The sequence below is a fragment of the Proteus genomosp. 4 str. ATCC 51469 genome, from assembly GCF_003144375.1.
Lineage (GTDB): Bacteria > Pseudomonadota > Gammaproteobacteria > Enterobacterales > Enterobacteriaceae > Proteus.
Genome location: NZ_PENV01000001.1, coordinates 46525 through 73344 on the forward strand (window position 1 = coordinate 46525; position 26820 = coordinate 73344).

A 26820-nucleotide genomic window follows, 5' to 3' on the forward strand; every position below is an offset into this window, starting at 1 on the left:
ACATTTTGAAAATAATTTAAATTATCTTAACTATGTATTCCGATTTAAGTATCTTCCCCTATAAATTAAATTTAAGATTTAAATTTAATTTATACTTAAACTGATTGATTGCTATAGAATAAAGTAGATTTAACCATATTATTTGAAAATTTAATATATTAAGTCAGATAATACAAATCCGATAAAATTATTCAATAATTGATTATGCAACATTCCATCTACCTATGTATCACATCAACTTATTTCTAATAACCACACTAAAAAGCCCTTATTCACCAGAATAATAATCCAGAATTATTCTTGAAACTGAAATATAAACCTTACATAAGCCACGCAATCAGTCATCAAAATAACATTCTAAGAATAAACTGACCTTTTACACCAAAAATTACCTAGCATCTTCAAAAGTTTGTAACGTAAGAGTAGAGTGATAGAACAGTTATTTGCTGGGACAGCCTTTTCATTTGTATCTTTCTATATGAATAGCAATTGGCGATAAATGTCGCTAAGTCGCCACAGTAGAGATACACGTCAGACCCTATTAGGTAAACGCGCTATGAATCAGATTAAAAAATCAAACAAACTCGAACATGTCTGTTACGACATTAGAGGTCCGGTTTTGCAAGAAGCAAAACGTCTGGAAGAAGAAGGTAATAAAGTTTTAAAACTCAATATTGGTAACCCGGCACCTTTTGGCTTTGAAGCACCTGATGAAATTTTAGTAGATGTTATTCGCAATCTACCAAGCTCACAGGGCTATAGTGATTCAAAAGGACTGTTCTCTGCGCGCAAAGCAATCATGCAGCATTATCAAGCTCGTGACATGCGTGACGTCACTGTTGAAGACATCTATATTGGTAACGGTGTTTCTGAATTAATCGTACAAGCGATGCAAGCCTTATTAAATAATGGCGATGAAATGCTGGTACCAGCTCCAGATTATCCTTTATGGACAGCAGCTGTTTCCCTTTCCGGGGGAAACGCAGTTCATTATATGTGTGATGAACAACAAGGCTGGTTCCCTGATCTCGATGATATTCGTAGCAAAATTACAAAAAATACCCGTGGTATTGTCATTATCAATCCAAACAATCCAACAGGTGCTGTATATAGCAAAGATATTTTGATGGAAATCGTTGAAATAGCTCGTCAACATGACCTAATTATCTTCGCCGACGAAATCTACGATAAAATTCTCTATGATGATGCCGAACATCACTCTATTGCAGCGATGGCACCTGACTTATTAACAGTCACCTTTAACGGTTTATCAAAAACCTATCGCGTTGCAGGTTTCCGCCAAGGTTGGATGGTATTAAACGGCCCTAAAAAGCATGCTAAAAGCTACATTGAAGGCTTAAATATGCTGGCTTCCATGCGGTTATGCGCCAACGTTCCGATGCAACACGCCATTCAAACTGCATTAGGTGGTTATCAAAGTATTAGCGAATTTATTCTACCGGGTGGTCGCTTATACGAACAACGCAATCGAGCTTGGGAATTGATCAATCAAATTCCTGGTGTGTCTTGCGTTAAACCTATGGGTGCATTGTATATGTTCCCTAAAATAGACCTTAATCGCTACAGTATTAAAGACGATCAGAAAATGATCCTTGATTTATTACTGCAAGAAAAAGTATTACTGGTACAAGGTACGGCCTTTAACTGGCCATATCCAGACCATTTCCGTATCGTCACCCTTCCCCGTGAAGATGATTTAGATATGGCAATTCAAAAATTTGGACGCTTTATTGTGGGTTATCACCAATAAAATTGTCTTCTATTAGAGAAAACGCAGTATAACAACCCGTTATATTGCGTTTTTTTATTTTCTTTTTTATTGACGTTTACATCTGTTAGTTATCCACTCACAATAATGTCTTCAATCACGCAATTGGGAGATATTATGAGTTACTTTTTTGCCCACCTTTCTCGCTTGAAACTCATTACTCGTTGGCCTTTAATGCGTAATATTCGCCAAGAAAATGTTTCTGAGCACAGTTTACAAGTCGCTTTTGTCGCCCATGCTTTAGCGGTGATTAAAAATCGTAAGTTTGATGGTAATGTCAATGCGGAGCGTATTGCATTACAAGCGATGTATCATGATGCCAGCGAAGTGATCACTGGCGATATGCCAACCCCAATTAAGTACCATAATCCACAGATTGCTCATGAATATAAAAAAATAGAAAAATACGCACAGCAAAAATTAATTGAAATGCTACCCGAAGAATTACAAGAAGATTTTCGTCCTCTTATTGATGAACAATTACATAGTGAGGAAGAAACCTTTATTGTCAAACAAGCGGATAGTTTATGTGCTTATTTAAAATGCCTTGAAGAACTTGCTGCAGGTAACAGTGAATTTAATCTAGCAAAAAATCGCTTAGAAAAAACATTGGCAGAAAGACACAGCCCTGAAATGGACTATTTTATGAAGGTGTTTGTACCTGGGTTTAGTTTATCTCTTGATGAAATTAGTGAGTAAATGATCAAAAAAACGCCGTTTATAATAACTAAACGGCGTTTTAGAAAAATGCAAAATATTAGAATGGAAATAATAGCGGGATCAAGAATACGCTAATAAACATTACAATAATCGTAAATGGCACACCAATCTTAATAAAATCTGCAAATTTATAACCGCCAGGTTCAAGAATAAGTGTATTAACTGGTGATGATACAGGTGTCATAAATGCGGCTGATGCAGCAACACCAATCACCATTGCAAATGGTAACGGTGAAACATTCATTTGATTTGCAGCGGCAATCGCAATAGGAGCCATTAATACCGCCGTTGCGGTATTTGAGATAAACAACCCAATTGATGCGCAGAGTACAAATAAACATACCAACATCACTTGAGGCCCTGCACTACCAGCGACATCCATTAAACCATTTACAATAAGCTCAATACCGCCCGTTTTTTGTAATGCCGCGGCAAATGGCATCATACCCACAATCAAGATAATACTTGGCCAATGGATAGAACGATAGGCACTTTCCATATCAATACAACGGAATTTACCCATTAATAAACAAGCAATAAGTGCAGCAATAAAGTTAGGCACTTCATTTGTCACCATTAATGCCACCATTAATGCTAACGAAAATAATGCATGAGGTGCTTGTGATGAAGCTGGCGCAACCGTTTCAATTTCTGCGGCTAAATTTAACACGATAAAATTACGTGGTTTAGTCGATAAAACCCGAATAAGCTTCCAATCACCAATAACCAACAACACATCACCAAGACGTAATGGCTCATCAACAATTTTACCCGGTAACGCATTACCTTCTCGCCGAATAGCAACAACGTTTAACCCGTAGCGAGTACGGAATTTTATCTCTCTTAATGATTTGCCTAATAACTCTGAATCTGGATTCATAGATACTTCAGCAAGACCGACATCGCGGGATTGTTCAGAGAAATATTCTCCTCGTAATACCATCGGCTCTAGCATCTGTTCACGACAAAATTCGCGCAAATCAACATCACTGGCAGACATATCTACCAATAAAACATCACGCTCTCTTAATTCAGTGCCCCCTGTTGCGCTGACCATCACACGCCGAAACCGCCTCCAGCGTTCGATACCAACAACGTTTGCACCATAACGAGAACGTAGGTGCAATTCATCAAGTGAATGACCTATAAGTGGGGAGCCTTTACGAATGGCTAAACGACGAGCACGTCCTGCTAATTGATAATCACGAATAAGATCACGGAAAGTACGACGATAAGCCTCTTTTTGCTTCCCATTATCGTTATTTCCTAACCAACGACGTACTACCAGCATATATAGAATACCGGCAAACAATACAGCAATACCAATTGGTGTAATGGAGAAAAATTGAAAACTTGGCAATCCTTCTCTGACTAATTCACTGTTAACAACCATATTAGGCGGAGTCGCCACTAAGGTCATTAATCCACTGATAAGGCCCGCAAAACCTAGCGGCATCATTAAACGACCTGGTGATGTTTTCATCCGAGCAGCAACGCTCAGCACAACAGGGATAAAGATAGCTACCACGCCTGTTGAGCTCATGAAAGCCCCCAAACTTGCAACACATATCATTAATAGCACAAGCATTTTAACTTCACTGCTACCCGCAACACGTACAAGCCAGTCACCCATTTGATAAGCCACGCCTGTTCTCACTAACCCTTCGCCAATAACAAAAAGGGCAGCAATAAGTAATACGTTAGGATCACTAAATCCTACTGTGGCTTCATTTAATGTAAGTGTACCGCTAAGAACGAATGCGATGATGACAAGTAAAGCGACCACATCCATGCGGATTTTGTTGGTCGTAAAAAGGACAATAGCTATCAATAGCAGGCTTAAAACCCATAATAATTCGCTATTCAAAATGGCCTCGATCAGCAATAAGTGAAAACAGGTTAAGACATCAATTCACTACATTGATAAGTAGACCATTTTTACATCGATAAGTCTTCTAGTATGATCAAAGAAAAGACTATCTTTTGTGCGTTATTATCACTTTTTCAGCTTGCCTCTCGATTTGAATATCATTTAAAGAATCAATAATTAAATGAATCTCATTACGGCGAGGAAGGGATAAAGGGGCATGAACAGCAACGACTTGACATCCTGCATCTAAACCAGAGTAAATACCGGCCGCTGCGTCTTCAAAAACTACACACTCTTGAGGCAATAAACCCAATTTTTTGGCTCCTAAAAGATAAGGCTCAGGATTAGGTTTACCCTTACTAATACATTCCGCTGTAACCCAATGTTTAGGTTCAGGAATACCAGTGACAGATTGGCGCGTTGATGCGATTGGTACGGTACCTGAAGTCACAATTGCCCACGGAATATCTAATTCATTAAGGTGATTAATTAACTCAATAGCCCCCGGAAGCGGTGCTAAACCTTCTGTTTGTGTTGATTCTAATTTTTCTAACCAACGAAAGGTATCTGTTATCTCTTGTTCAGAAGCATTAGGCATAAAATGGCGAATCGACTCAATGGCTGGCTTTCCATGAATATAGTCATTAATCTCTTGTGTTGATACGCCAACGCGTTCACCAAATAACGCCCAACAATATTCAACAACGGGTAATGAATCAACTAATGTTCCATCTAAATCAAACAGAAAGCCTTTACATGTGATCGCCATAATTTATGCCTACCTTAGAATGATGCGTTACTTATTACGCATTAAGAATTTGTTGGATTTCAACGGCGCTAAGGTGATATTGACGAGGACAGGCTAACCAAACAGCCAGCATTCTTTGGTATTTTTCCCACATTGGTGTTTGTGAGTTGAAACCATGACTGCCACTATCAAAATGCGTATAGCGCCCTTCTGTATTCACCATAAAACGCACATAACTAAGATAACGGGATTCTGTCGCCGCATCAAAGCCAATAAATGCAACACGACGAGCATCCGGCATTTCTTGGTCTTTTAAGTTATCGCGAGAAACTTGCAGTGCATGGTACATTTCCATGACGTTAATAATGGTACGGCAAGTCTCCTCTGACATTTCATCAAAATCACGGTCTAGTTCACGTAATTGTAATCCGTAACCGCGTTCAATGATTGTCTGATAGCGACGATAACGTTCAGCGTTATCAGGATCCATCATAGTCATCATTTTATATTGATTAGAGAGGATCAAGCGTTGTGCGTGTGTCATTTCCATCATTAATTCTCCAAAGAAATCATTGAGGAGAGCATGACATTAATCAAAAGTATTGAGTAGTGTTAACTACGCGTTTTTTGATCTCAACGGGGTAATTCTAAGGACTATAATGACAAATGACGAAGGTAGAACAAATGTTCTACACATCATCAAGAAAAGAGCGATCAAGTTGCTTAAAAGCACGTTTTAATAAATGTGCTAGAGAAAGGTAAGTCGGCGTTTGTTCCACAGGTGCTAAAGCAATGCCTGCTTCTTCAAATTTCTCACGTATCTCATAAAACCAGCGTAATAATGTGCCTGGAAGAGGGGTTGCTGCACGCTTACCTAACCACCATAACCCTTGCATTGGCAGGCTACAGGCAAATAACGCTGTTGTAATTGCAGGCCCTAAACTTCCCCCTAAAGCAATTTGCCATGTCATTGTAAAAATGGCGATCGGCGGCATATAGCGAATGCCAAATCGTGTTGCTTTGACAATGCGATTTTCAGGGAATACGGGCGCTAATTGCTTTTCAACCGGCCAGGTTTTTAAATACTCATTACCCAAACGAAGCTTCTTAAAAAAGCCGGGAGGAGTCACTGTCGGTTCGCTCATAATGACCTCAATCAATTTCTTCTGTAACTTTTAAAAAATATCTATAAAGAATAAAAATCTTTTAGTAGAATTAAGTATATTTTGTCTTTGTTGCCTTTACTCTGTATCCTGTGCCCATTCTAAAGGTTTGTGGCAATAAAGCGCTATATTTTGTTTGCCGGCGTGATTTTCAACCCTTTTCGCCGATTTTAACGCGAAAAGCTAATGGGTGAATAAAAATCGTCCAATTAATGATTGGCAACTATAATTAGCATCAAGTTTTTTACTTTAAGCATGATGCGCGTCATTAATGTCATCATAGTAATGCGATAGGCTTTTATGATTGACGTTTTATTAACCACCGTCTTTATAATATAAAAGACACTACGACAACAAGATAAATAGGTAATTCCATGTCAAGTAAGCTGGTGCTGGTACTGAACTGCGGTAGTTCTTCTCTTAAATTTGCAATTATCAACCCAGAAAATGGTGAAGAATTCCTTTCAGGTTTGGCTGAATGCTTCAACCTTCCTGAAGCCCGCCTGAAGTGGAAAATGGATGGCCAAAAACATGAAGCTGCGTTAGGCGCAGGTGCTGCTCATAGCGAAGCATTAAACTTTATCGTAAATACTATTCTGGCTGAAAAACCAGAACTGTCTGCACAAATCGCTTCAATTGGTCACCGTATTGTTCACGGTGGTGAGAAGTTCACTAAATCTGTCGTGATCACTGACGAAGTTATCAAAGGTATTGAAGCTGCTATCCCATTTGCTCCATTACATAACCCAGCTCACCTTATTGGTATTGAAGAAGCGCGTAAAGCATTCCCTCATTTAATTGAGAAAATGGTTGCGGTATTTGACACTGCATTCCACCAAACAATGCCAGAAGAAGCTTATCTGTATGCACTGCCATACAGCTTATATAAAGATCACAGCATCCGTCGTTACGGTGCTCACGGAACTAGCCATTTCTTCGTTTCCCGTGAAGCCGCTAAAATGTTAAACAAACCTGTTGACGAACTGAATGTAATCACTTGCCACTTAGGCAATGGTGGTTCTGTATCTGCTATCGTTAACGGTAAATGTGTTGATACTTCTATGGGTCTGACTCCATTAGAAGGTTTAGTGATGGGTACACGTAGTGGTGATATCGACCCTGCTATCGTATTCCATTTACACGATACTTTAGGTATGAGCGTTGATGATATTAATAAACTGCTAACTAAAGAATCAGGCTTATTAGGTTTAACTGAAGTCACTAGTGACTGCCGTTATGTTGAAGATAACTACGAAACTAAAGCAGATGCTAAACGTGCAATGGACGTTTATTGCCATCGTTTAGCGAAATACATCGGCTCTTACTGTGCACTGATGGAAGGTCGTTTAGATGCTATTATCTTTACTGGTGGCATCGGTGAAAACGCAGCAATGGTACGTGAATTATCTCTGAAAAAACTGGCTCTATTAGGTTTTGAAGTTGATCATCAACGTAACTTAGATGCACGTTTCGGTAAATCAGGCACTATCACTACCGATAACAGCCGTCTTGCTGTTGTTATCCCAACTAACGAAGAGTTAGTTATCGCTCAGGACGCAAGTCGCCTGACCGCTTAAGTTCTTTGATGTACTGCCAGTGTCATGCTGGCAGTACTGTTTTACATAACGAGCAACCGATATTTAAAGAGGTTTCCGTGTCCCGTACAATTATGTTAGTCCCAACTGATACACGCGTAGGTTTAACCAGCGTCAGCTTGGGTGTTATCCGTTCTATGGAACAAAAAGGCGTTCGCCTTAGCGTGTTCAAACCTATTGCACAACCTCGTGTAAAAGGCGCATTAGATCAGACAACTGCAATTATCCGTTCTCACTCCACTATTCAATCATCAGAACCTTTAAACATGGATTATGTTGAGTCTCTGCTCAGCTCAAACCAAAAAGATGTTCTGATGGAAGAAATTGTTGCTAGATACCATGAAAACACCGCTGATGCAGAAGTTATTCTCATCGAAGGTCTGGTACCTATGCGTAAGCACCCTTTTGCACAATCATTAAACTATGAAATTGCAAAAACATTAGGTGCTGAAATTGTTTTCGTTACTGCATTAGGTAACAACACGGTTGAACAGCTAAAAGAGCGTATTGAATTTGCACGTGCTGAATTTGGCGGTGTAAAAAACCAAAATATCACCGGTGTTATTGTTAACAAACTAAATGCACCTGTTGATGATCAAGGCCGTACTCGCCCTGACTTATCTGAAATATTTGATGATTCAAGTAAAGCGATTATCTCTAATGTCGATTTAAAAACCATTGAAAAGAATAGCCCACTGCCTTTACTGGGTTGCATTCCTTGGAACTTCGATTTAATCGCTACCCGTGCAACAGATATGGCAAAACACTTAAATGCGACTGTCGTCAATAAAGGCGATATTGAAACCCGTCGTATTAAGTCTGTGACTTTCTGTGCCCGTAGTATTCCACACATGTTAGAGCACTTCCGCCCTGGTTCACTTTTAGTAACTTCTGCGGATCGCCCAGATGTATTAGTTTCAGCGTGCCTTGCAGCAATGAATGGCGTTGAAATTGGTGCAATCCTACTAACAGGTGGTTACCAAATCGATGCTCCTATCAAACAACTTTGTGAACGTGCATTCGAAACTGGCTTACCAATCTTTATGGTTAATGCAAACACTTGGCAGACTTCTTTAAATCTTCAAAGCTTTAGCTTAGAAGTGCCTGCTGATGACCATGAACGTATTGAAAAAATTCAGAACTACGTTGCTCAACATATCAATACACAATGGATTGATTCACTGACCGCTAACTCTGAACGCCCTAACCGTTTATCACCACCAGCATTCCGTTACCAATTAACAGAATTAGCACGTAAAGCGAAAAAACGTATCGTTTTACCAGAAGGTGATGAGCCACGTACTGTTAAAGCAGCAGCAATTTGTGCTGATCGTGGTATCGCTACTTGCGTACTGTTAGGCGATCCTGAAGAAATTCGTCGCGTAGCAACTGCACAAGGTGTTGAATTAGGCACAGGCATTGAATTAGTCAATCCTAAAGAAGTACGTGAAATCTATGTACCTCGCTTAGTTGAACTGCGCAAAAATAAAGGTATGACGGAAGTTGTTGCTCGTGAACAGTTAGAAGATAACGTTGTTCTTGGCACATTAATGCTGGAAAAAGGCGAAGTAGACGGCCTAGTTTCTGGTGCTGTTCATACAACTGCTAACACTATTCGCCCACCACTACAGTTAATCAAAACTGCACCGGGTAGCTCATTAGTGTCTTCTGTGTTCTTTATGCTGTTACCAGAACAAGTTTATGTTTATGGTGACTGTGCAATTAACCCAGATCCAACAGCGGAACAACTGGCTGAAATCGCAATCCAATCTGCAGACTCTGCAATTGCATTCGGTATCGACCCTCGCGTTGCGATGATCTCTTATTCTACTGGTAACTCTGGTGCAGGTAGCGATGTAGAGAAAGTTCGTGAAGCAACACGTTTAGCACAAGAAAAACGCCCTGATCTGATGATTGATGGTCCTTTACAATACGACGCAGCTGTTATGGCTGATGTTGCTAAATCTAAAGCACCAAACTCACCAGTTGCAGGTAAAGCGACTGTGTTTATCTTCCCTGATCTGAATACCGGTAATACCACTTATAAAGCGGTACAACGTTCAGCTGACTTGGTTTCAATCGGACCAATGTTACAAGGTATGCGTAAACCAGTGAATGACCTTTCTCGTGGTGCATTAGTAGACGATATCGTCTACACCGTTGCGTTGACAGCTATTCAAGCAAGCCAACAAGAAAACGCATAATTATTGAAGTTCGCTTCAAATAAAAAAACGCCAGATGATTAATTTCATTTGGCGTTTTTTATTCTACAGATTTCTTATTTGACTAAAATTCGAGGCAGTCTCAAAAACAACCAACTTGATTCTGTCTCCTTTATAAAAGAGTGTCAAGAGAAGTGACTAAGCTTGCCCTATTAGGGCTGATTACTGTATGTATTACAGTTTGGTGTTTTGCTTTACTGAAACATGAAAGATTATGTTCTTTTAATATCAGTAGTGGCGACACCGTAGTTCAAGCTATTTTATCTTGCGATAAATCGTTTTGTGGGGGAAATTCCCCCACAATTTCTCTCAAAAGTTGTTGAGATTGGTGATCACAAGTACCCTACTTTAATCCACGAGTACACGCTGATTGGTCGCCCCCCACAAAATCGACATCTCTGTAAACAGTGCACCACTAATATCTTCAACCTCTTCAGCAGTGATCTCTGCATTACCTTGCTTACCAAAGAACACGACTTCATCCCCTGAATTGATATTTTTAAGATCGGTAATATCAACAATCACCGTATTCATTGATGTTTTACCTAAAACAGGCACACGTTGACCACCAATTAAAGCATGTCCTGCATTACTAAAGACTCGACGATAACCATCTGCATAGCCAACAGGGATATTAGCTAATACTGAATCACGTTTTAGTGTGTAAGTGCGATCATACCCAACAGTATTACCTTTAGGATAATAATTGATTGAGGCAATATTGGATTTAAAAGTCATAACACGTTTGTAATCTGTACTTGCGATGGTATCACCATAAAAAATCCCGCCTACACGCACCATATCTAACCATGATCCAGGTACGGTAATTGTGGCAAAAGTATTTGCCATATGCAGAGTAACGTCTTTACGGTTTAGCCCAGTAACATCCAATACCTTTTGTGATTGCTGTTTAAAACGAGCGAGATCTTCTCTTACTTTATCCGCATCTTCTTCAGGATAATGAGACATAATGCCAACCACTTTAAGGTTAGCTAATTGAGCAATTTGCTTTGCTTCTTCAAGCCCCGCATTGTTATTAACTTCTAATCCATTACGAGACATTCCACCTGAATTTAAGGCAAGATGAATAGGGATCACTTTATTTTGTTGTTTAGCAATGGCATCTAATTTCTTAGCCATATCTAAGTTACCAATCAATTCTTCCACGTTATAGCTTGTCGCCTGAGCCATTTCTTGCTCTGTGGCATTACGCACACGCATTAAACGACCTTGGAATCCTAGATCACGCACTTCTTTTAGCTCTTGGTTATTCGTTACACCAATACATTGCACATTGTTTTCAATCATAACAGGTGCAACTAACGATAAATCATGGCCATATGCATCCCCTTTTAAAACAGCACAAAGCGAGGATTTATCACCTAAAAGTGATTGTACTTTTTTCACATTAAAATCGAGCGCACTACGTGAAATTTCAATCCATGAGTTATTCACGATTGCAGGTTGAACCTGAGCTGTTTGAGTCGCTGGTGGATTGTGATTAACAGGCTGTTGGCAAGCAGTGATAACAAAAAGTGGTAACAACGCAAGATATCGAATACCAAAAGACATCTTCTTTTTCCTTAGTGATTGTGATGTTAAACCTATTTTTATAATTAATTAGGTACGAAAATATACACATCGTGAATATTCACTCAGGATAATAGCATTATTATTCATAAAATAAACATATTAATTCAAAGTGATATATGTATAGGCTCAATGACGAAGATTAATAGAAAAGGAAAAAAATTATAGGTGTGATTCCTGTAGGGAACGTTGGTTTATCCCCGTGCATACGGGGAACACAATATCCAGTTTAGGTGCGTATTCTGAATTCACGGTTTATCCCCGTGCATACGGGGAACACTTTAGATGTATTAGCTGATAACTCAGTTATAGCGGTTTATCCCCGTGCATACGGGGAACACTGATGTTAATTGGTTTGCTAAAGCCCTAAAACCGGTTTATCCCCGTGCATACGGGGAACACATTATTATGAATTCCGCGTGTCATTTTTTCAACGGTTTATCCCCGTGCATACGGGGAACACCCCTACCCCGCCCCTCTAAACTTATTTTTCTGCGGTTTATCCCCGTGCATACGGGGAACACACGTAGATATTTGTTTTCATACTGTTTACGGTCGGTTTATCCCCGTGCATACGGGGAACACGTTAATCATGCCCTGCTGTTTGCCAAATTGCGCGGTTTATCCCCGTGCATACGGGGAACACTGCCGAGATCAGTTGTGAGATTATTTTCATTGCGGTTTATCCCCGTGCATACGGGGAACACTGACGGGAAATTAAAATCCGTTAATTAGTTTCCGGTTTATCCCCGTGCATACGGGGAACACTCTATTGAATAAACCATTAAACTATTAAATGGCGGTTTATCCCCGTGCATACGGGGAACACCTCTCTTTCGCATCAGATAGATAAGCATCAACCGGTTTATCCCCGTGCATACGGGGAACACTTAGGAGTGTATTTTTTATCATTTGCTGGTGGCGGTTTATCCCCGTGCATACGGGGAACACTAACGCTTCCAATTGCTCGGGCGTAAAGGCACCGGTTTATCCCCGTGCATACGGGGAACACGTTTATTGATGCCGATACATCACTAATCTTGGCGGTTTATCCCCGTGCATACGGGGAACACCGTTAAAGGAAATGTGCTCGTATCCATAATCACGGTTTATCCCCGTGCATACGGGGAACACCATTTCCGGATAATTGCCATGAGTAGATAGCCTGGTTTATCCCCGTGCATACGGGGAACACAAAGCATAGTGCAGGAGAAACAATCAATATAGCGGTTTATCCCCGTGCATACGGGGAACACACCCTGAATGCGCACCCAGTCATCATAAATACCGGTTTATCCCCGTGCATACGGGGAACACTTGTTTGTAGGTTGCTCGACCAATATCTTTTGCGGTTTATCCCCGTGCATACGGGGAACACGACTAGAGGAGGCAAGGCAATCGAACCACCATCGGTTTATCCCCGTGCATACGGGGAACACTCTAATTATATCCATTTGATTTAATTAAATAAAAAAATATATTTATTTTTACCAAAATTATTCATCGTCTAAAGGTTTAAACAACACTAACCTTAAGCCATCAAAATCAATAGGCTCTCGACGATTTTCACCATACGTTTGAAAATCAAAACCGGATTCAGTATTAGTTCCCCATGCCATAACAACATTACCATCTTCGGCAAGCGTATTAACTTGTTGCCAAATCATTTCCCTTATTCGAGCAGAAACATTGCCGATATAAACCCCTGCTCTAACTTCCAATAACCACACAGCTAACCGCCCTCTTAATCTAGGCGGTACAGCTTCAGTTACAACAACAATCATACTCATTACTATTTTTCTCTATGCCCTTCATCACCAAAAGGGCGAGCTTGAGGAATTGCAGGTGGTTGAGCATCAATAGGTGGTTCAGGAGGAAGAATATCACCAGCAGAAAGGATCTCTTCAATTAGAGGTATAAGTTTATTGAGTGTTTGATGCTTTCGAAACGCTTCTCTACAAGCAACACGTACCTCACGATCGGGTGCAATTGCTTTATATGATGCAACCTTAAATGCAACAGGCACAACTGTGTCAAATTTTATGATATCCGCAATATCATAAACAAACGAAAGTGGCTTTCCTGTATGCACAAAACCAATGGCAGGAGCATAACCTGCAGCTAAAATTGCCGCTTCAGTAACTCCGTATAAACAGGCTGTAGCGGCGCTGATACAACGATTAATAATATCTCCAGACTCCCAATCCTTTGGATCATAACGTCGCCCTTTCCAATCAATCTTAAATTCCTTAGCTAACATTTGATATTGCTTTCTAACTCGAGCTCCTTCTATACCACGCAGTTGATCCACGCTCCTTTTTAAAGGAGCAGGCTCACCAAATCTAAGTTCAAACATTTTACGAACAACTTTTAAACGCAAATCACTATCAAGTGCTAATTTTGCTTGATACAACAACTTATCTGATCGCGCGCCACCAGGTTGTCCAACAGAATAAAGTCGTACACCTGCTTCACCAACCCATATTAATAATGTTCCTGCGGTTGCCGCCAACTTAACTGCCGCATGACTAATACGAGTTCCTGGTTCCAGTAAAATACATGCTAATGACCCCACAGGAATAAGCATTCTTTCGCCATTAATTTCATCAATAACAACAAAAGCACCATCCTTCACATCAATTCGTCCCATTCCAATAAAAATCATTGAATGCCTATCTTTAATTGGAATGGGTCTTAAAGGAATAAAGACCATTAGATGCTCCTAATGAGCATCAACCCACAACCAAAGGCCTTTGCTCTACCAAATCCTTGCTGATATTGTTGCCAAAATAGATGTGGGTCTTCAATTGTTAGCACACCTTGATAATCAACTGAAGAAAAAGCCATTATTTTGCCTGACGGTTTTTTAATACGCTCAGGTGTATAAGCTTTAATATCAGGTAGCTGGGTTAATGAAATCCCCCATTTATTTAAACGACTTTCAGAAGTTATCCAATTTAATGCAGCTTGTTGCATCAAATGTTGAATATCATCATGACTAGAATAATTTCCGTTTAATTGAGCTTGTTTCTTAGCATGCATAAGAACATCATGACGATGTTGCTTCCCTTCTTTATCAGTAATACAAACTGTTGGATTTGCTCTTAATGAGAATGCTAATTTCATTTTTGGGGCTAATTTTGGTAAAAAAGGTTTAGTTTCTATCTTAAAAAAAGCGTGTTTAATTGCTGGAGTCACCGAAGAAAGAATATAAAAAATGGGTGTACCATTTTTTTCTATTTCTATTCGATACAAAAATGAGCGTTCTTTTTCTTCAGTAAATAACTGCCATAATAGCTGATGAATCGTATATCCTGCCTGCTGCTTATTCGTCAATAAAGAGTGCAAATAATCAGAAGAACCGCCTATTGTGATCCTTGATAAATACATTATTCGCTCTCCCTTTTTACGCTCATTTGATACATTTTACGTTGACGAAATTGCCAATGCTGTCTATTTATAGGATCATCCCAAGGGTGTAATATCATAATATTTTCACCCTCAATATCTTGATGGCTTCCTTCCCAAAAATACGTCACCCATCCATCCGACCTGAACCAATAATTATCGGCTTTGGTAGATGCTGTTATATTAGGAAATTCAGTATCTAATGCCTCTTGTAATTGCTTTGTTTCTACAATTTTAGGCATCATCGGTAAAGATAGAGGACAAGATTTACGCCCTAAACTCAGAACATAAACAGGCGTTAATAACGCATTTTTTAACTGTTCAAGTGTATATTGTGCATTTGGTGTTAATTTAATCGCGACAACCCATATAGCATCACATCGATAATCACGACTAGATAAAATAGTATTCAACTCTTTTTCAGCTAATTCACTACGACGAGTAGCATGTGTAATATTTTTACGAACTGAAGGCACTTGTGTCGTATGGAAATCTCTTAATAACGTACTTGGTACAAATTGTTTTGCAGCAACTAAAATGCTTTGCTGTAATTGGGTTAATTTGTTTTCATCTTCTCGCTTAATACCTAACGCGGCGCCCAGTAAGCCTAAAATAGCTGAACGTGAAGGAGCTAATCCTGTTTGTCTATCACCACCTACTGCTGGTAGCCCCCAACTAGCAAGTGGTCCATAAAGACGAAAAACGAGATATTGAGCCATAATATCTCCTCATTACTCAGCAACAAATTGTAATAATCCAGAGAGCGAACCTTCAGCTTGCGCTACATTGAGCTTATAGCGAGAATCTGCACAAGCCCCATAAACTTTATCAAAATTCTCCATTCGAGAATTCAATGCATTAATAGATGCAGTTTCCATATCGTCATCATCAATTGGTTTTAGAAACGCAACAGATAAAGAACGTGGCTGATAACTTCCTTTTTCCGCTAAAACGTAGCTCGCATAAGCACGAGAAGCAAAACTATTTTGTTTACCTGTTGGCGAAACTTTAATTGCCACTTCAGTTAATGCTTGAATTGCTTTATTTGCAAGTTCTTCATTACCGTCTAAAGACTCAATTAATTGAGTCTTATTAATGCAGATATAACTATAAAAAAGTGCAGCTGCAAAACCTGTTTCACCAATATGAGCCGATCCCATATCTGTTTCACCATTATTTAAATCATCAATAGCAGTAAAATAATCATCTTCAACAACCGTACTATGAACACTAATAGCATGAGCAACTTGGCAAGCTGCTTCTATATTATATTTCGGTGCTGAAGCTAACATTCTACCAAACAACGCAATATCTACTGAGGTACTTATTTCTTTTAAATTCTCTAGTTCTTGTTTTTTAGGCTCTCTTTGTTCTTTAATAAGTAAATTGATCAAATCAAATGCCAAAGTTTTTTCTAAATGACTAATATGAACAAGCTGTTCTGTTTCAATAGAGCCGTTCTTTATTTTTCCATATTGTTCTATAATTAACTCAGTCCATTTCTTGGCATTTTTTTCAGCAATCCCACCTTCAATTAATGCATCATAAAGTTGTAATCCGAATTTTTTAGTGCGAATACCTATATTATTAGAAAATGCAACATTAAATAACTCTGATGTACGCCAATGACGTTTTAAACTTTGTGAGCTTATTCTTAAGCGTTCAACCCCTCCCATTATTGCCGTTTTTGGACGACCTAAATCATCACGATTTAAATTAGAAGGAGCATAAGAAGTTAAAATATGTAATTGAATAAATTGGCTCATTTCATTTCCTTATTAAATTAATTAAACTGTTAAATGGCTGCTCGATAATATTTCATTGCCCATTCAACAATAACTTGTTCACTTGCTTGTACAGAACGAATTTGTTGTTTTTCTAAAACCCATTTTTCAAGATCTTTACACATAGATAAAACTGAGGATTTTCCTTTAATTTGAATTAAAATCCGTCTTAGTCGCCTTATAAACTCATCATAATTACGGGAAGATTGTAGTTGTAAAAAACGTGATTCACTAATACAAGATTTTTTACTTTCATCTTTTTCACCAGCAATAGTAGCAAAGTGTTTTTCACCATTTTGAGTGATGTAAACTAATACAGCGACAATGACTGCCCAACGTTCAATATCTTCAGTTTTAGCTTGATTAATAAGCTCAGAGGGAAAGCTTAACCATAATGCACGAAATCCTTCAGTCAACATAATAGCAGTAATTGATTCACAACGTTTTAATTCTGCTTTATATCGACTTGGTGCAGAGATAATACCTTTTTTATTTAATTCACCTGATGATAAAAATAAACTTTCCCACCAACGTAATACATTTGATTGTAATTCTGGATATCCATACAAAGTAATATTATCTAATTTATAAGCTCCCATATCACTCTCCATTTCTTTTGGTAATTTTAAAGTTTTCAGTGAATATTTTTACTTTTTTATTACCATAAAGATCATTAATTAAATCATTTCTTGCTTTAATACATCCACTAACTGATTTTGGTGTTCCTAATGCAGATAAAGCATATTCATCAAAAATAGAAAGGCTAATTTTTCTAATTGTATTTAACCATTTTTTTGCTTGTTCTGGAGTTAGAAAATCCTCTTTCTGTGTTTGAACAATAATATTTTGAACAACTTCAAAAAATATATTTTCACTTCTTTGCCAAAAAGTTAAATCAATAAAACTAATATCTCCTTTAATATCTTTAGGACTATTAAACCATGCTTTTTTTATCTGTTCTTTTACTCTCTTCAAACAGTCTACTGTCAATGCTTGGATGATTTTTATTTCATTCACTATTTGATTATGATATTTATCTCTTACATGAAAAATAGGCATTTCTAAGGCGTACCATCCTCGAGGTTTCATATTATCCATATCATAACCAAAAATAAGCAATCGAGGTTTTCTTGTTAACTCTAATAGTTGATATAACTTTAAGTAATGACTGACAACGGCAGCACTTTTTTGCCCATTTTCATCACTTGATAGCAATAATCTGTCCCAAAGATTATAATGAATACCGCCTTGTCTTCCTTTAAGAGAATTAGGAAAAGTTTCTGGCTTCTTAGCATCCCAATAATATGGTGTCAATGGATGCAACCAACCTTCTTGATAATCTAAACCATAGTTTTTAGTAAAATAATATTTAACTGAAGAATGACTCTTTTTATCACTAATTTGACAAATGGTAGGTTTATTTTCTACTTTTAATCTGATTCTACGAGGCATTGCCCAGTACATATGAAGAGGATGAACATCGCCAGGCGAAATTTTTTCACCTTTTCCTTCTTTTAAATCTAGGGGAACTAGCCAAGGAAAAACACTGCCATCATCAAAATTCGGTTCAGCATATTCCCAAAATTCTCTATTAATCACATTTAGCCATAATTTTTGCCATAATGTTGAATGCTCTTCCGTGGGGTATATTAATGTCGTTAAAGGGCCACCTCCTCTTAAGCTAACTAAGTGACCTTGGCCACCACTTGGGGCATTTATTTGTAAGGTAAATAATGCAAATACTGCCATTTCTAATGACATTACATCAGCAATACCTTGCTTAATAAAATGATCAGTATTTTTCTTTATTCCGTTTTCACCCGGCGCATCAATTAACAACTGAGCTATAGGGATATTTTTTTGTTCTTCTAATTTTGAGAAATCTTGCATAAATAAAGGAGCACTACCCGTTATATTAAAAGCATGAGCCACTTTACTAAAAGCACTTTTTAACTCCTCATCAGAAGGTGGTGATTCAAAATATTCTTCCCATTCATCCTCATTTTTTGGCGCAAATACAGTTTGTAATAACCCAATGGCAAATTGATAAGCTGCACCTTGGAAATCGGCTCTATTTAAAGCAAAGTCGACAATATCAGGATGAGAAATAGCAGAAATAGGAAGCGTTTTAATCTCACCGTTACGAAAATGAAAAGGTAGCCAAGGTTGATTAATAATATTCATGACAATTCCTGTCTTTCACTAAAACCGATTAGAGGATCATACTGATAATAGTGATCTTCTTCTGGGATCCACAATTGTAAATATCGAGTTTGTGGATATTGTTTATTTATTTTCTCCGTTATTTCTTGAGATACTGAAGCTAATTTATCTGCATATTTATTTTTCGAAATCTTAACTGTACTTAGCTCAATAGAGTGGCGCTCATCAGCTATCCAAGGAAGATATATATCTTCCACTCTTTTCAGCAAAAGAATATTAGCTGTTTCCATATCACTATATCGCGTACTTATATCATAATGATCTTCTGTCCAAAATTCTGAGCTCTCTTCACTATAACCCTTATTTAGTTTCAATAGTTGTAGCTTGGCTTTAACCGTTTGTGCTTTACGCTCTCCTAAATCATTATTTTCTTTATAAATTAGAGCCTGTGGAATTTCATTATAAGCGTTATCGCTATAAACAGATTCAATTAATTGCCTAGCATCTTGTGGCATATTAATTTCTCCTAATTGAATTAGGCTTCTTAATGTTAACCACAAACGACCAGGAGAACGGTAAACAGCCTCTGTCGATGAAAAATGTTCTACTAACCAGTTATTTGATGGTGTACCTGTAAATAAAGGTGCATGTAGATATAAAATAGGAGATTGTCGCCTATCGATTGAAGCAGGTATATAATCCCCATTTTCTGTTCTAGTATGTCGATGTAATCGCCCTGAACGTTGAATAAGATCATCAATAAAACAGATATCTGAAATCATAATATCTGCATCTGCATCTAAACTCTCTTGAAATACTTGTGTGGCAATTAATACTGTACCCTTTCTTTGTTGGGCTGTACTGGACTTCCCAAAACGCCTCAGTACTTGCTCTTCACATATTTTTCTATCTTTCAACGTAAAACGACTATGAAATAACAGACAATTATCTCTATTCTCAGGTAAGACTTTATTTATTTCTCGATAAGCATTAATTGCATCATTAACTGTATTCCTTATCCAAACAATACATTTTTCATTATTAACAGCATCGATAACAATATTAATACATTCTTGTTCTTCATTAACAATTTCTACTTTAACTTTTCGGCTAACCTCTTTTCTACTTTCCAGTGGATATTCTTTCAGCGTTACATCAGGAAAATAAGTTAAATGTGTGGCTAATGGAAAATGTTTTGATTTAATTTCCTCTTTTGGTTGATTAAGTGCACTAAACCAACTGTTGATAATCCTCTGCCTTTGCTTTAATGATAGCGTTGCAGTTAATAGAATAACTGAACCACCTTGATATAAATGTGCTGATAATAAATGTTCAATAATTTCAAACATAAACTCATCCGCAGAATGAATTTCATCAAAAATAATGACTTTTCTATTTAGCCCTAACAATCTTAAAGATTGATGTCTTCGCGGTAACATAGCAAGTAAAGCTTGATCTATAGTCCCCACACCAATTGTTGCTAATAATGCCTTTTTTCGTGAATCTGATAACCATTGATAGCATTGTGCTGATGCAGTACTATCCGCGCGATTATATTGTTCATTGCCATTTTGGATCATATTCATAAATTGCTCATTCATAGCACTAGCCCCATGAGCAAGTACAATACTTGGCATATCACTATCTTTATGAAATATATTGGGATAATAATTCGCTATCCTTGAAAACATGGCATTGGATGTCGCCTGTGTAGGCAAGCCAAAATAAAATCCATCCGCTGCATCAGCTTCCATTAATCTATGAACTAATGTTAATGCAGCCTCTGTTTTACCAGAACCAGTCGTATCTTCTAATATAAAAAGCTGTGGATATTTATTTATAGGTACATTTTCTGCCCATTGTTGTAATGGCGTTGGTTTATAGCCAAAACTATGCTCAACGGAAATAAATGACAAGATTACATGATCCTGATTAAAACCACTTGCTAGCGTTGCTTTTTTGGCTTGTTTTAGGGCTAAAAGCCAGTATTCAGATAAAGGTATTTTATTTCTACGATAAGGGAAATAATCTTTATTAGAACCAATCCAATCTGAAAGAGTTGACATTCCGGCGAGTAACCATGAGATTTGTTTTAACCTATTTAGCCAATCATCGTTCAAGAAAAGATCTACAGAGATTTGAGGTTTGAATAATTTTAATATATCAACTGTAAATTCTGACACCGCTTTTTTATTATTTTCATGAGTAAAATTCCCCATATAATCAATATCATTTTTATTAATTGGTTTACCATGATGCCCTAATACGGTCTCAATAATTATCAGGAAACCTTTTGATAGTTTACGGTTATTATAATTCCCATCAGATAGTATTATTGATGAGTAAACTGTATCTTTTATTTCTTTCCAAAAGTGATATCCTAAACAATCATGACGATATTTTTTTCCATCGTAAGAAAATCTACTTTCCGGAATTTTATTATTATCGATAATATTTTTATTAATATACTGAAATGACGATGAAAACTTACCAATATCATGAAGAGAAAGTAGTAATAAAAAAAATTTAGAGAAGTTTTCAGGACTAATTTGTAGGTATTCAGAAATATCTTTTATAATTTTTTTATTTACAGAAAAGAGTGTTGCACCAACTGCAGCGACATCAAGGCTATGATAAGGAAGTAAGTGGTAACACTCATTATTTTCTTCCGACGTGAATTTTCCCCAATAATTATAATAATCGTTATTCATATTAACCCAATCATTATTTTACATAATTTAGAGTCTATTATTTATAGGCATCATTTTCTAAATTTAATATCAAAAATTAGAGCTATATCTAGTTATATTTTATCCGGATATTTATCTAAATCCTCTTAGCAAAAAAATCACCATTAAAATGAAATAACAAAATATTTATATTATTACAATACTATTTATCATTATCCCCGTGCATACTGGGAACACAGCTTGAACATTATCCGCTTTAGCGTCTGCCCCGGTTTATCCCTGTGCATACGGGGAACTAATCATAATATATTGAATATATAAAAAAATTTAAGTGTATTATTTCTACAAAAAAAATGCCCGACTGATTAGAAAGTCGAGCATCTATTAAAGTTCAATAAACAAATACTATCAACGAACAATAATACCTAATAAAATACCGATAACACCGAAGTCTGCATCACTAAATGTGGTGTTAGCAATACCGATGTCTCCAAGTACTGGTAATAGGAATACAGGCAAGAAAGTAATTAATAAGCCTTGAACGAATGCCCCTAAAATCGCACCACGACGTCCACCGGTCGCATTACCAAATACCCCTGCTGTTGCACCCACGAAGAAATGAGGAACTACACCAGGAATTATTACTGTCCAATCTAAGGCATACAGTATGAACATGCCGATAACACCTGCAGCAAAGCTACTTAAAAAACCAACTAATACCGCATTGGGTGCATAAGGGAATACAACTGGGCAGTCTAAAGCAGGTTTTGCATTAGGAACTAACTTATCTGAAATACCTTTAAATGCAGGAACAATCTCAGCAATAACCATACGCACACCTTGCAGAATAATATAAACACCTGCTGCGAAGGTTATAGATTGCATTAACGAGAACATAAACCAGTTTTTACCACCACTAACTTCACGAACAAAAGTATCGCCCGCAAATAAACATGTGATGACAAAAATAATGCCCATAGTAAAGGCAATTGCGACTGGCGTATCACGTAAAAATAGCAAGCTTTTAGGCACATTCATCTCTTCTGTTGAATGCTCTTTATTACCAAATTTACTGCCGATAAAGCCCGCAACGACATAAGAAATAGTTGAGAAGTGTCCTAATGCAACATCATCAGAACCGGTGATTTTTTTCATATAAGGGTGTGCAATGGCTGGGAAAAACACCATTGAAACCCCAACAACTAATGAACCTACCGCAACTAATACAGCGCCTTCTAAGCCTGCTGTTGCCAGAATAACTGCCACCATCATTGACATGAATAATGTATGGTGACCCGTTAAGAAAATAAATTTCCACGGTGTTAAACGAGCAATTAAAATATTAATCAACATGGCAAAGAACATAATCAGAGCCATTTCTTTACCAAAGCTTTTTTGTGCAATAGAGACAATTGCCTCGTTATTAGGCACAACACCTTGAATGCCAAATGCATGTTGGAAAATCGTTGAGAAATCACCCAGTGAGTTAATGACAAGACCGGCACCAGCACCTAAAATCACAAAACCCATAATGGTTTTTACCGTGCCTTTAATACATTCCGTAACTGGTTTTTTCTGGGCAATTAATCCAATCAATGCGATCAAACCCACTAAAATAGAAGGCTCTGAAAGCACATCACTCATTAGAAAGCGGAAAAAGTCCATGATAGGCTCCTTATAACGCGCCTAATTCACGTAATGCGACAGAAAGTTTTTCTTTCATCGCAACTTTATCAATCATATTATCCAGTGAAACTACTCTTCCATTTACGGCTTGAGAGTTAAGCTGTTCTGCAATATCACGAGTTCCAACATAGATATCACTTGGCGTACCTTTTGCTGAACCCAAATCAACGTGATCCACCTCTGCATTGACAGCGAGATCTTTTAAAATACTTTTGATACTCATTTCCATCATTAAGCTACTGCCTAAACCATTTCCACACACAACTGTAATTTTCATGGTATTCCCCTTGGTAATTTTAAATTGTCATTAATAGTTGTTGATAACTGCTAATACATCCGCTTTGCTTTTCGCATTAAATAGCGTTTGAATATCTTTATCGTTATCAAAAAGTTCAGCTAATTTCATAATGGCATTAATATGGCTATCGTTATCTGTTGCAGCTAAAACAATCAGTAATTTCACCGGATCGTTTTCATCAGCACCAAATTCCACTCCTTGCTCAACAATCGTTAATGCAAGAGAAAGCTGGTTAACACCATCTTCAGGACGAGCATGAGGCATCGCAATACCCGGACCTAAAACATAATATGGCCCTATTTTTTCATGTGATTTGTAAATAGCATCGATGTAACGAGGTTCAACGCACCCTTTATCAACTAATGGCTGACACGCCACTTTAACGGCTTCTCGCCAATCGCTAACGCTTGGAACCACTTGTACCACATCAGGTGTTAATAATGTTTTAAGCATCTTTGTAACCTCAATAAGACTCTCTTTGAGCTTCGTTATTAAGGATAGTAATCATTAATGGTAGCGCTATCTAGATAGATCATTCGTAATTGTGATAGCGCTATCATTTTAATAAAATGTTAATTGCAGAAAATGCCAACAATTGACACTGTATTGTTTCAGCATAATAGAAAGATTTCAGGTAGGATCTGCGGTTAATAAAATAGGCTAAGCAAGCATAATCACACATGATCAAAACACGTAAGCGCCGAAATACAGGTCGCGTCACATTACAAGATGTCGCTAAACACGCTGGAGTCGGTTCAATGACCGTTTCGCGTGCATTACGAACCCCTGAGTTGGTCTCTGATAAGTTAAGAGAGAAAGTTAATCAAGCCGTAGAGGAACTTGGTTATATTCCTAATGCCTCAGCAGGCGCGTTAGCTTCGGCTCAAAGTCATATTATTGCAGTGCTGTTACCCTCTTTCACAGATAAAGCCAGTGCTGATTTTATGCAATCTTTACAGCAAATATTAAATCGCCACCAATATCAAATTCTCGTTGGTTGTTATGAACATCAACCACATAAAGCCAGTGATGTGATTAATATGCTATTACAAAGCAATCCTGCCGCATTGGTTGTCTTTGGTTCACAACTCAGTCCCACTCATTTTTTACATATTAGTAATGCCAACGTGCCGGTTGTCAGTGTTGCGAGTCAATCTGATGAACAAGCCGCCATTAGTATTGATTGCTCTTATGAGCAAGCTGCATATGATTTAACTAGTCATTTAGTCACCCAAGGAAGACGTTGTATCGGTTATATTGGCGCTTTACAAGGCCAGCGTTTACACCACCAGCAAATAACAGGTTGGTCACGAGCTTTACTGAAAAATTATTTAAATGCTGAGCAAAGTGTCACTACACCTGATCCCGCATCTATGGCTTATGGTAGACAAGCTTTAACAGAAATTTTATTGCGGCAACCGGAATTAGATGCAGTTATTTGTAGTCATGAGAGCATTGCGTTAGGAATGATTTTTGAGTGCCAAAGGCGATTAATTAAGATCCCTCAAGATCTGGCCATTGCTTGTTTGGAAGGCTCTGATAATAGTGATCAAATATCACCATCTCTTACGTCAATTCATTTTGATTATCACAAAATGGGAAAAGAGGCAGGAAAACACCTTATCGCCCTTTTACAACGCTTAAAAGACGAAGATGATAACGCTATATTCGAAGATACCGTTATCAACTATGCTTATCGCTTTGAAATAGGGCAAAGTACCCCTTAATCGACGGTTTCTCGGGTTTCTAAACGTGTACTGTTATTACGTGTTAACCAAAGAGAAAGCGCTTTTAGTGAATCTGGCGTGAATTCGTCACAACGCTCTGTGATTTCAGAGGGAGTTAACCAGCATACTTCCTCTATTTCTTCTGCTTGCAGAGCGAAAGGCCCATGAGAAACACAACTAAATAGACTTCCCCAGACACGACAGCTTTTATCATCATAATAAAATTGCCCATGTTCAGCGAAAGGAACCCCCGCAATGCCGAGTTCTTCTTCTGCTTCACGACGCGCGCTTTCCAGTAAATTTTCACCTTGTTGGACAACACCACCTGCTGTGGCATCTAACCAACCGGGATAAAAATCTTTTGTTTCTGTTCTACGTTGCGCCAAAATTTTACCCATCCCATCATGAACAACAATATACGTTGCTCTATGTCGTAGGTTTTCAGCTCGCATTTGTTGACGTGTTGCTTGTGCAACGACTTCATTTTTATCATCAACAATATCAACCCACTCAACCAATGCCGTCTTTTCTTGTTCCATCCTCAACAAACCTTTTTTAACCGATACTAAACGATCGTAATTTTTATCCTGAATATACCAAAATCACTATTTTTCACCACTACAATAATCATACGAGACTTGTCTTATCCATCTTGCGCTTTTTTGCTTTTTATGATGTTAGAAGGCAGACTGTGGATATACTAAACATTTCGTGCCTACTTTACTTTGGAGCTTTCAATGATTGATTTATATTACGCAGATACCCCAAATGGCCAGAAAATAACACTTTTTCTCGAAGAAGCAGGCCTACCTTATCAGTTACATCGCATTGATATTAGTAAAGGTGATCAATTTAAGCCTGAGTTTTTAGCAATTTCCCCTAACAACAAAATTCCTGCCATCGTTGATAATTCACCAGCAGATGGAGGCGAACCACTCTCTATTTTTGAGTCTGGTGCTATTCTTATCTATCTAGCTGAAAAAAGTGGCAAATTAATTAGCCAAAATTTACGCGAAAAAACAACACAACTACAATGGCTGTTTTGGCAAGTGGGAGGTTTTGGCCCCATGTTAGGACAAAATCATCATTTCACCCGCTATGCCACAGAAAAAGTCCCTTATGCAATTAAACGTTATACTGAAGAAACACAGCGTCTATATAGCGTATTGGAAAAAAGATTAGCGCAATCACCTTACCTTGGTGGCCAAGAATACAGCATTGCGGATATCGCTACATATACATGGGCCCGTCTTCATGCTCACCACAATATTGATTTGGCTAATTATCCTGCAATAGAAAAATGGCTAAATAAGATCAACCAGCGCCCAGCAGCTAAAAAACTCTTTGGTGAATAAAAGCAATTCATA

At 37.8% G+C, this 26820-nt stretch carries 24 protein-coding genes and 1 CRISPR repeat array; of the genes, 7 read left to right on the forward strand and 17 right to left on the reverse strand.

What is annotated here, in order from left to right; genetic code table 11:
- Window positions 1-556: 556 nt before the first annotated feature.
- Entirely contained in the window at window positions 557-1771 is a 1215-nt protein-coding gene (locus DK866_RS00205) for a pyridoxal phosphate-dependent aminotransferase (protein WP_072068611.1), read from the forward strand.
- Between the two features lie 135 nt (window positions 1772-1906).
- Complete coding sequence (gene yfbR / locus DK866_RS00210; protein WP_004243705.1) at window positions 1907-2488, forward strand: 5'-deoxynucleotidase; 582 nt, start codon at window positions 1907-1909, stop codon at window positions 2486-2488.
- A gap of 58 nt (window positions 2489-2546) precedes the next feature.
- On the opposite strand, the gene DK866_RS00215 is transcribed toward yfbR, so the two are convergent.
- The 4 genes from DK866_RS00215 to yfbV form a co-directional block, all read right to left on the reverse strand.
- Window positions 2547-4376, reverse strand: a complete 1830-nt coding sequence (locus DK866_RS00215; RefSeq protein WP_109407247.1) for an SLC13 family permease — start codon at window positions 4374-4376, stop codon at window positions 2547-2549.
- A gap of 109 nt (window positions 4377-4485) precedes the next feature.
- The gene (locus DK866_RS00220) at window positions 4486-5148 is read right to left on the reverse strand and encodes a sugar phosphatase (protein WP_109407248.1); all 663 of its coding nucleotides are present in this window, start codon (window positions 5146-5148) and stop codon (window positions 4486-4488) included.
- A 34-nt stretch (window positions 5149-5182) separates the two neighbouring features.
- Window positions 5183-5677: a YfbU family protein gene (locus DK866_RS00225; RefSeq protein ID WP_072068750.1), complete on the reverse strand. Its 495-nt coding sequence runs from the start codon at window positions 5675-5677 to the stop codon at window positions 5183-5185.
- Window positions 5678-5816: 139 nt separating this feature from the next.
- A complete protein-coding gene (gene yfbV / locus DK866_RS00230) occupies window positions 5817-6272 on the reverse strand; it encodes a terminus macrodomain insulation protein YfbV (RefSeq protein ID WP_072068616.1) in 456 nt (151 codons plus the stop codon).
- A 392-nt stretch (window positions 6273-6664) separates the two neighbouring features.
- On the opposite strand from yfbV, the gene ackA reads away from it, so the two are divergent.
- The 3 genes from ackA to DK866_RS00245 all read left to right on the forward strand — a co-directional run bounded on the left by ackA (window position 6665) and on the right by DK866_RS00245 (window position 10430).
- Window positions 6665-7867: an acetate kinase gene (gene ackA / locus DK866_RS00235; protein ID WP_072068617.1), complete on the forward strand. Its 1203-nt coding sequence runs from the start codon at window positions 6665-6667 to the stop codon at window positions 7865-7867.
- Between the two features lie 77 nt (window positions 7868-7944).
- On the forward strand, window positions 7945-10089 hold the full coding sequence (pta, locus tag DK866_RS00240; RefSeq protein ID WP_036935553.1) for a phosphate acetyltransferase: 2145 nt from the start codon (window positions 7945-7947) through the stop codon (window positions 10087-10089).
- 152 nt (window positions 10090-10241) lie between these two features.
- Complete coding sequence (locus DK866_RS00245; protein WP_109407249.1) at window positions 10242-10430, forward strand: Hok/Gef family protein; 189 nt, start codon at window positions 10242-10244, stop codon at window positions 10428-10430.
- 25 nt (window positions 10431-10455) lie between these two features.
- Here the strand turns inward: DK866_RS00245 and alr are convergent, their stop codons facing one another.
- The 12 genes from alr to DK866_RS00305 form a co-directional block, all read right to left on the reverse strand.
- On the reverse strand, window positions 10456-11679 hold the full coding sequence (alr, locus tag DK866_RS00250; RefSeq protein ID WP_109407250.1) for an alanine racemase: 1224 nt from the start codon (window positions 11677-11679) through the stop codon (window positions 10456-10458).
- Between the two features lie 208 nt (window positions 11680-11887).
- Window positions 11888-13136: direct repeats of the CRISPR family, unit length 29 nt; unit sequence CGGTTTATCCCCGTGCATACGGGGAACAC.
- 57 nt (window positions 13137-13193) lie between these two features.
- Entirely contained in the window at window positions 13194-13487 is a 294-nt protein-coding gene (cas2e, locus tag DK866_RS00255) for a type I-E CRISPR-associated endoribonuclease Cas2e (protein ID WP_109407251.1), read from the reverse strand.
- Between the two features lie 2 nt (window positions 13488-13489).
- Window positions 13490-14410 (reverse strand): type I-E CRISPR-associated endonuclease Cas1e, encoded by a 921-nt coding sequence (gene cas1e / locus DK866_RS00260; RefSeq protein ID WP_109407252.1) that lies wholly within the window; start codon window positions 14408-14410, stop codon window positions 13490-13492.
- Window positions 14410-15087: a type I-E CRISPR-associated protein Cas6/Cse3/CasE gene (gene cas6e, locus DK866_RS00265; RefSeq protein WP_109407253.1), complete on the reverse strand. Its 678-nt coding sequence runs from the start codon at window positions 15085-15087 to the stop codon at window positions 14410-14412. Before cas6e ends, cas1e begins: the two co-directional genes overlap by 1 nt.
- On the reverse strand, window positions 15087-15824 hold the full coding sequence (cas5e, locus tag DK866_RS00270; protein ID WP_109407254.1) for a type I-E CRISPR-associated protein Cas5/CasD: 738 nt from the start codon (window positions 15822-15824) through the stop codon (window positions 15087-15089). The genes cas6e and cas5e overlap by 1 nt, the downstream gene beginning before the upstream one ends.
- A gap of 12 nt (window positions 15825-15836) precedes the next feature.
- Window positions 15837-16871 carry a type I-E CRISPR-associated protein Cas7/Cse4/CasC gene (cas7e, locus tag DK866_RS00275; RefSeq protein WP_109407255.1) on the reverse strand — a complete coding sequence of 345 codons (1035 nt, stop codon included), beginning with the start codon at window positions 16869-16871 and terminating at the stop codon, window positions 15837-15839.
- A 29-nt stretch (window positions 16872-16900) separates the two neighbouring features.
- Window positions 16901-17488 carry a type I-E CRISPR-associated protein Cse2/CasB gene (gene casB, locus DK866_RS00280; protein WP_162556960.1) on the reverse strand — a complete coding sequence of 196 codons (588 nt, stop codon included), beginning with the start codon at window positions 17486-17488 and terminating at the stop codon, window positions 16901-16903.
- A gap of 1 nt (window position 17489) precedes the next feature.
- Window positions 17490-19073, reverse strand: a complete 1584-nt coding sequence (gene casA / locus DK866_RS00285; protein WP_109407257.1) for a type I-E CRISPR-associated protein Cse1/CasA — start codon at window positions 19071-19073, stop codon at window positions 17490-17492.
- Window positions 19070-21763, reverse strand: a complete 2694-nt coding sequence (gene cas3 / locus DK866_RS00290; protein ID WP_109407258.1) for a CRISPR-associated helicase Cas3' — start codon at window positions 21761-21763, stop codon at window positions 19070-19072. The genes casA and cas3 overlap by 4 nt, the downstream gene beginning before the upstream one ends.
- Before the next feature lie 387 nt (window positions 21764-22150).
- Window positions 22151-23407, reverse strand: coding sequence for a PTS ascorbate transporter subunit IIC (locus DK866_RS00295; RefSeq protein WP_109407259.1), 1257 nt, complete (start codon window positions 23405-23407; stop codon window positions 22151-22153).
- Between the two features lie 10 nt (window positions 23408-23417).
- Entirely contained in the window at window positions 23418-23705 is a 288-nt protein-coding gene (locus DK866_RS00300) for a PTS sugar transporter subunit IIB (protein ID WP_088495113.1), read from the reverse strand.
- Between the two features lie 30 nt (window positions 23706-23735).
- Window positions 23736-24179 (reverse strand): PTS sugar transporter subunit IIA, encoded by a 444-nt coding sequence (locus tag DK866_RS00305; protein ID WP_072068623.1) that lies wholly within the window; start codon window positions 24177-24179, stop codon window positions 23736-23738.
- A 227-nt stretch (window positions 24180-24406) separates the two neighbouring features.
- Here DK866_RS00305 and DK866_RS00310 point away from each other — a divergent pair, with 227 nt between their 5' ends.
- Complete coding sequence (locus DK866_RS00310) at window positions 24407-25453, forward strand: LacI family DNA-binding transcriptional regulator (protein ID WP_109407260.1); 1047 nt, start codon at window positions 24407-24409, stop codon at window positions 25451-25453.
- Here the strand turns inward: DK866_RS00310 and yfcD are convergent.
- Window positions 25450-25992, reverse strand: coding sequence for an NUDIX hydrolase YfcD (gene yfcD, locus DK866_RS00315; protein ID WP_072068625.1), 543 nt, complete (start codon window positions 25990-25992; stop codon window positions 25450-25452). The genes DK866_RS00310 and yfcD overlap by 4 nt on opposite strands.
- Before the next feature lie 198 nt (window positions 25993-26190).
- Here yfcD and DK866_RS00320 point away from each other — a divergent pair, with 198 nt between their 5' ends.
- On the forward strand, window positions 26191-26808 hold the full coding sequence (locus DK866_RS00320; RefSeq protein ID WP_072068626.1) for a glutathione binding-like protein: 618 nt from the start codon (window positions 26191-26193) through the stop codon (window positions 26806-26808).
- The last annotated feature ends 12 nt before the right edge of the window (window positions 26809-26820 follow it).

Bases quoted from the DNA above. Each gene is read 5' to 3' on its own strand.
- DK866_RS00205 (WP_072068611.1), top strand. From the start codon at position 557: ATGAATCAGATTAAAAAATCAAACAAACTCGAACATGTCTGTTACGAC.
- yfbR (WP_004243705.1), top strand. From the start codon at position 1,907: ATGAGTTACTTTTTTGCCCACCTTTCTCGCTTGAAACTCATTACTCGT.
- DK866_RS00220 (WP_109407248.1), bottom strand. From the start codon at position 5,148: ATGGCGATCACATGTAAAGGCTTTCTGTTTGATTTAGATGGAACATTA.
- DK866_RS00225 (WP_072068750.1), bottom strand. From the start codon at position 5,677: ATGGAAATGACACACGCACAACGCTTGATCCTCTCTAATCAATATAAA.
- yfbV (WP_072068616.1), bottom strand. From the start codon at position 6,272: ATGAGCGAACCGACAGTGACTCCTCCCGGCTTTTTTAAGAAGCTTCGT.
- ackA (WP_072068617.1), top strand. From the start codon at position 6,665: ATGTCAAGTAAGCTGGTGCTGGTACTGAACTGCGGTAGTTCTTCTCTT.
- alr (WP_109407250.1), bottom strand. From the start codon at position 11,679: ATGTCTTTTGGTATTCGATATCTTGCGTTGTTACCACTTTTTGTTATC.
- cas2e (WP_109407251.1), bottom strand. From the start codon at position 13,487: ATGAGTATGATTGTTGTTGTAACTGAAGCTGTACCGCCTAGATTAAGA.
- cas1e (WP_109407252.1), bottom strand. From the start codon at position 14,410: ATGGTCTTTATTCCTTTAAGACCCATTCCAATTAAAGATAGGCATTCA.
- cas6e (WP_109407253.1), bottom strand. From the start codon at position 15,087: ATGTATTTATCAAGGATCACAATAGGCGGTTCTTCTGATTATTTGCAC.
- cas5e (WP_109407254.1), bottom strand. From the start codon at position 15,824: ATGGCTCAATATCTCGTTTTTCGTCTTTATGGACCACTTGCTAGTTGG.
- cas7e (WP_109407255.1), bottom strand. From the start codon at position 16,871: ATGAGCCAATTTATTCAATTACATATTTTAACTTCTTATGCTCCTTCT.
- casB (WP_162556960.1), bottom strand. From the start codon at position 17,488: ATGGGAGCTTATAAATTAGATAATATTACTTTGTATGGATATCCAGAA.
- casA (WP_109407257.1), bottom strand. From the start codon at position 19,073: ATGAATATTATTAATCAACCTTGGCTACCTTTTCATTTTCGTAACGGT.
- cas3 (WP_109407258.1), bottom strand. From the start codon at position 21,763: ATGAATAACGATTATTATAATTATTGGGGAAAATTCACGTCGGAAGAA.
- DK866_RS00295 (WP_109407259.1), bottom strand. From the start codon at position 23,407: ATGGACTTTTTCCGCTTTCTAATGAGTGATGTGCTTTCAGAGCCTTCT.
- DK866_RS00300 (WP_088495113.1), bottom strand. From the start codon at position 23,705: ATGAAAATTACAGTTGTGTGTGGAAATGGTTTAGGCAGTAGCTTAATG.
- DK866_RS00305 (WP_072068623.1), bottom strand. From the start codon at position 24,179: ATGCTTAAAACATTATTAACACCTGATGTGGTACAAGTGGTTCCAAGC.
- DK866_RS00310 (WP_109407260.1), top strand. From the start codon at position 24,407: ATGATCAAAACACGTAAGCGCCGAAATACAGGTCGCGTCACATTACAA.
- yfcD (WP_072068625.1), bottom strand. From the start codon at position 25,992: ATGGAACAAGAAAAGACGGCATTGGTTGAGTGGGTTGATATTGTTGAT.
- DK866_RS00320 (WP_072068626.1), top strand. From the start codon at position 26,191: ATGATTGATTTATATTACGCAGATACCCCAAATGGCCAGAAAATAACA.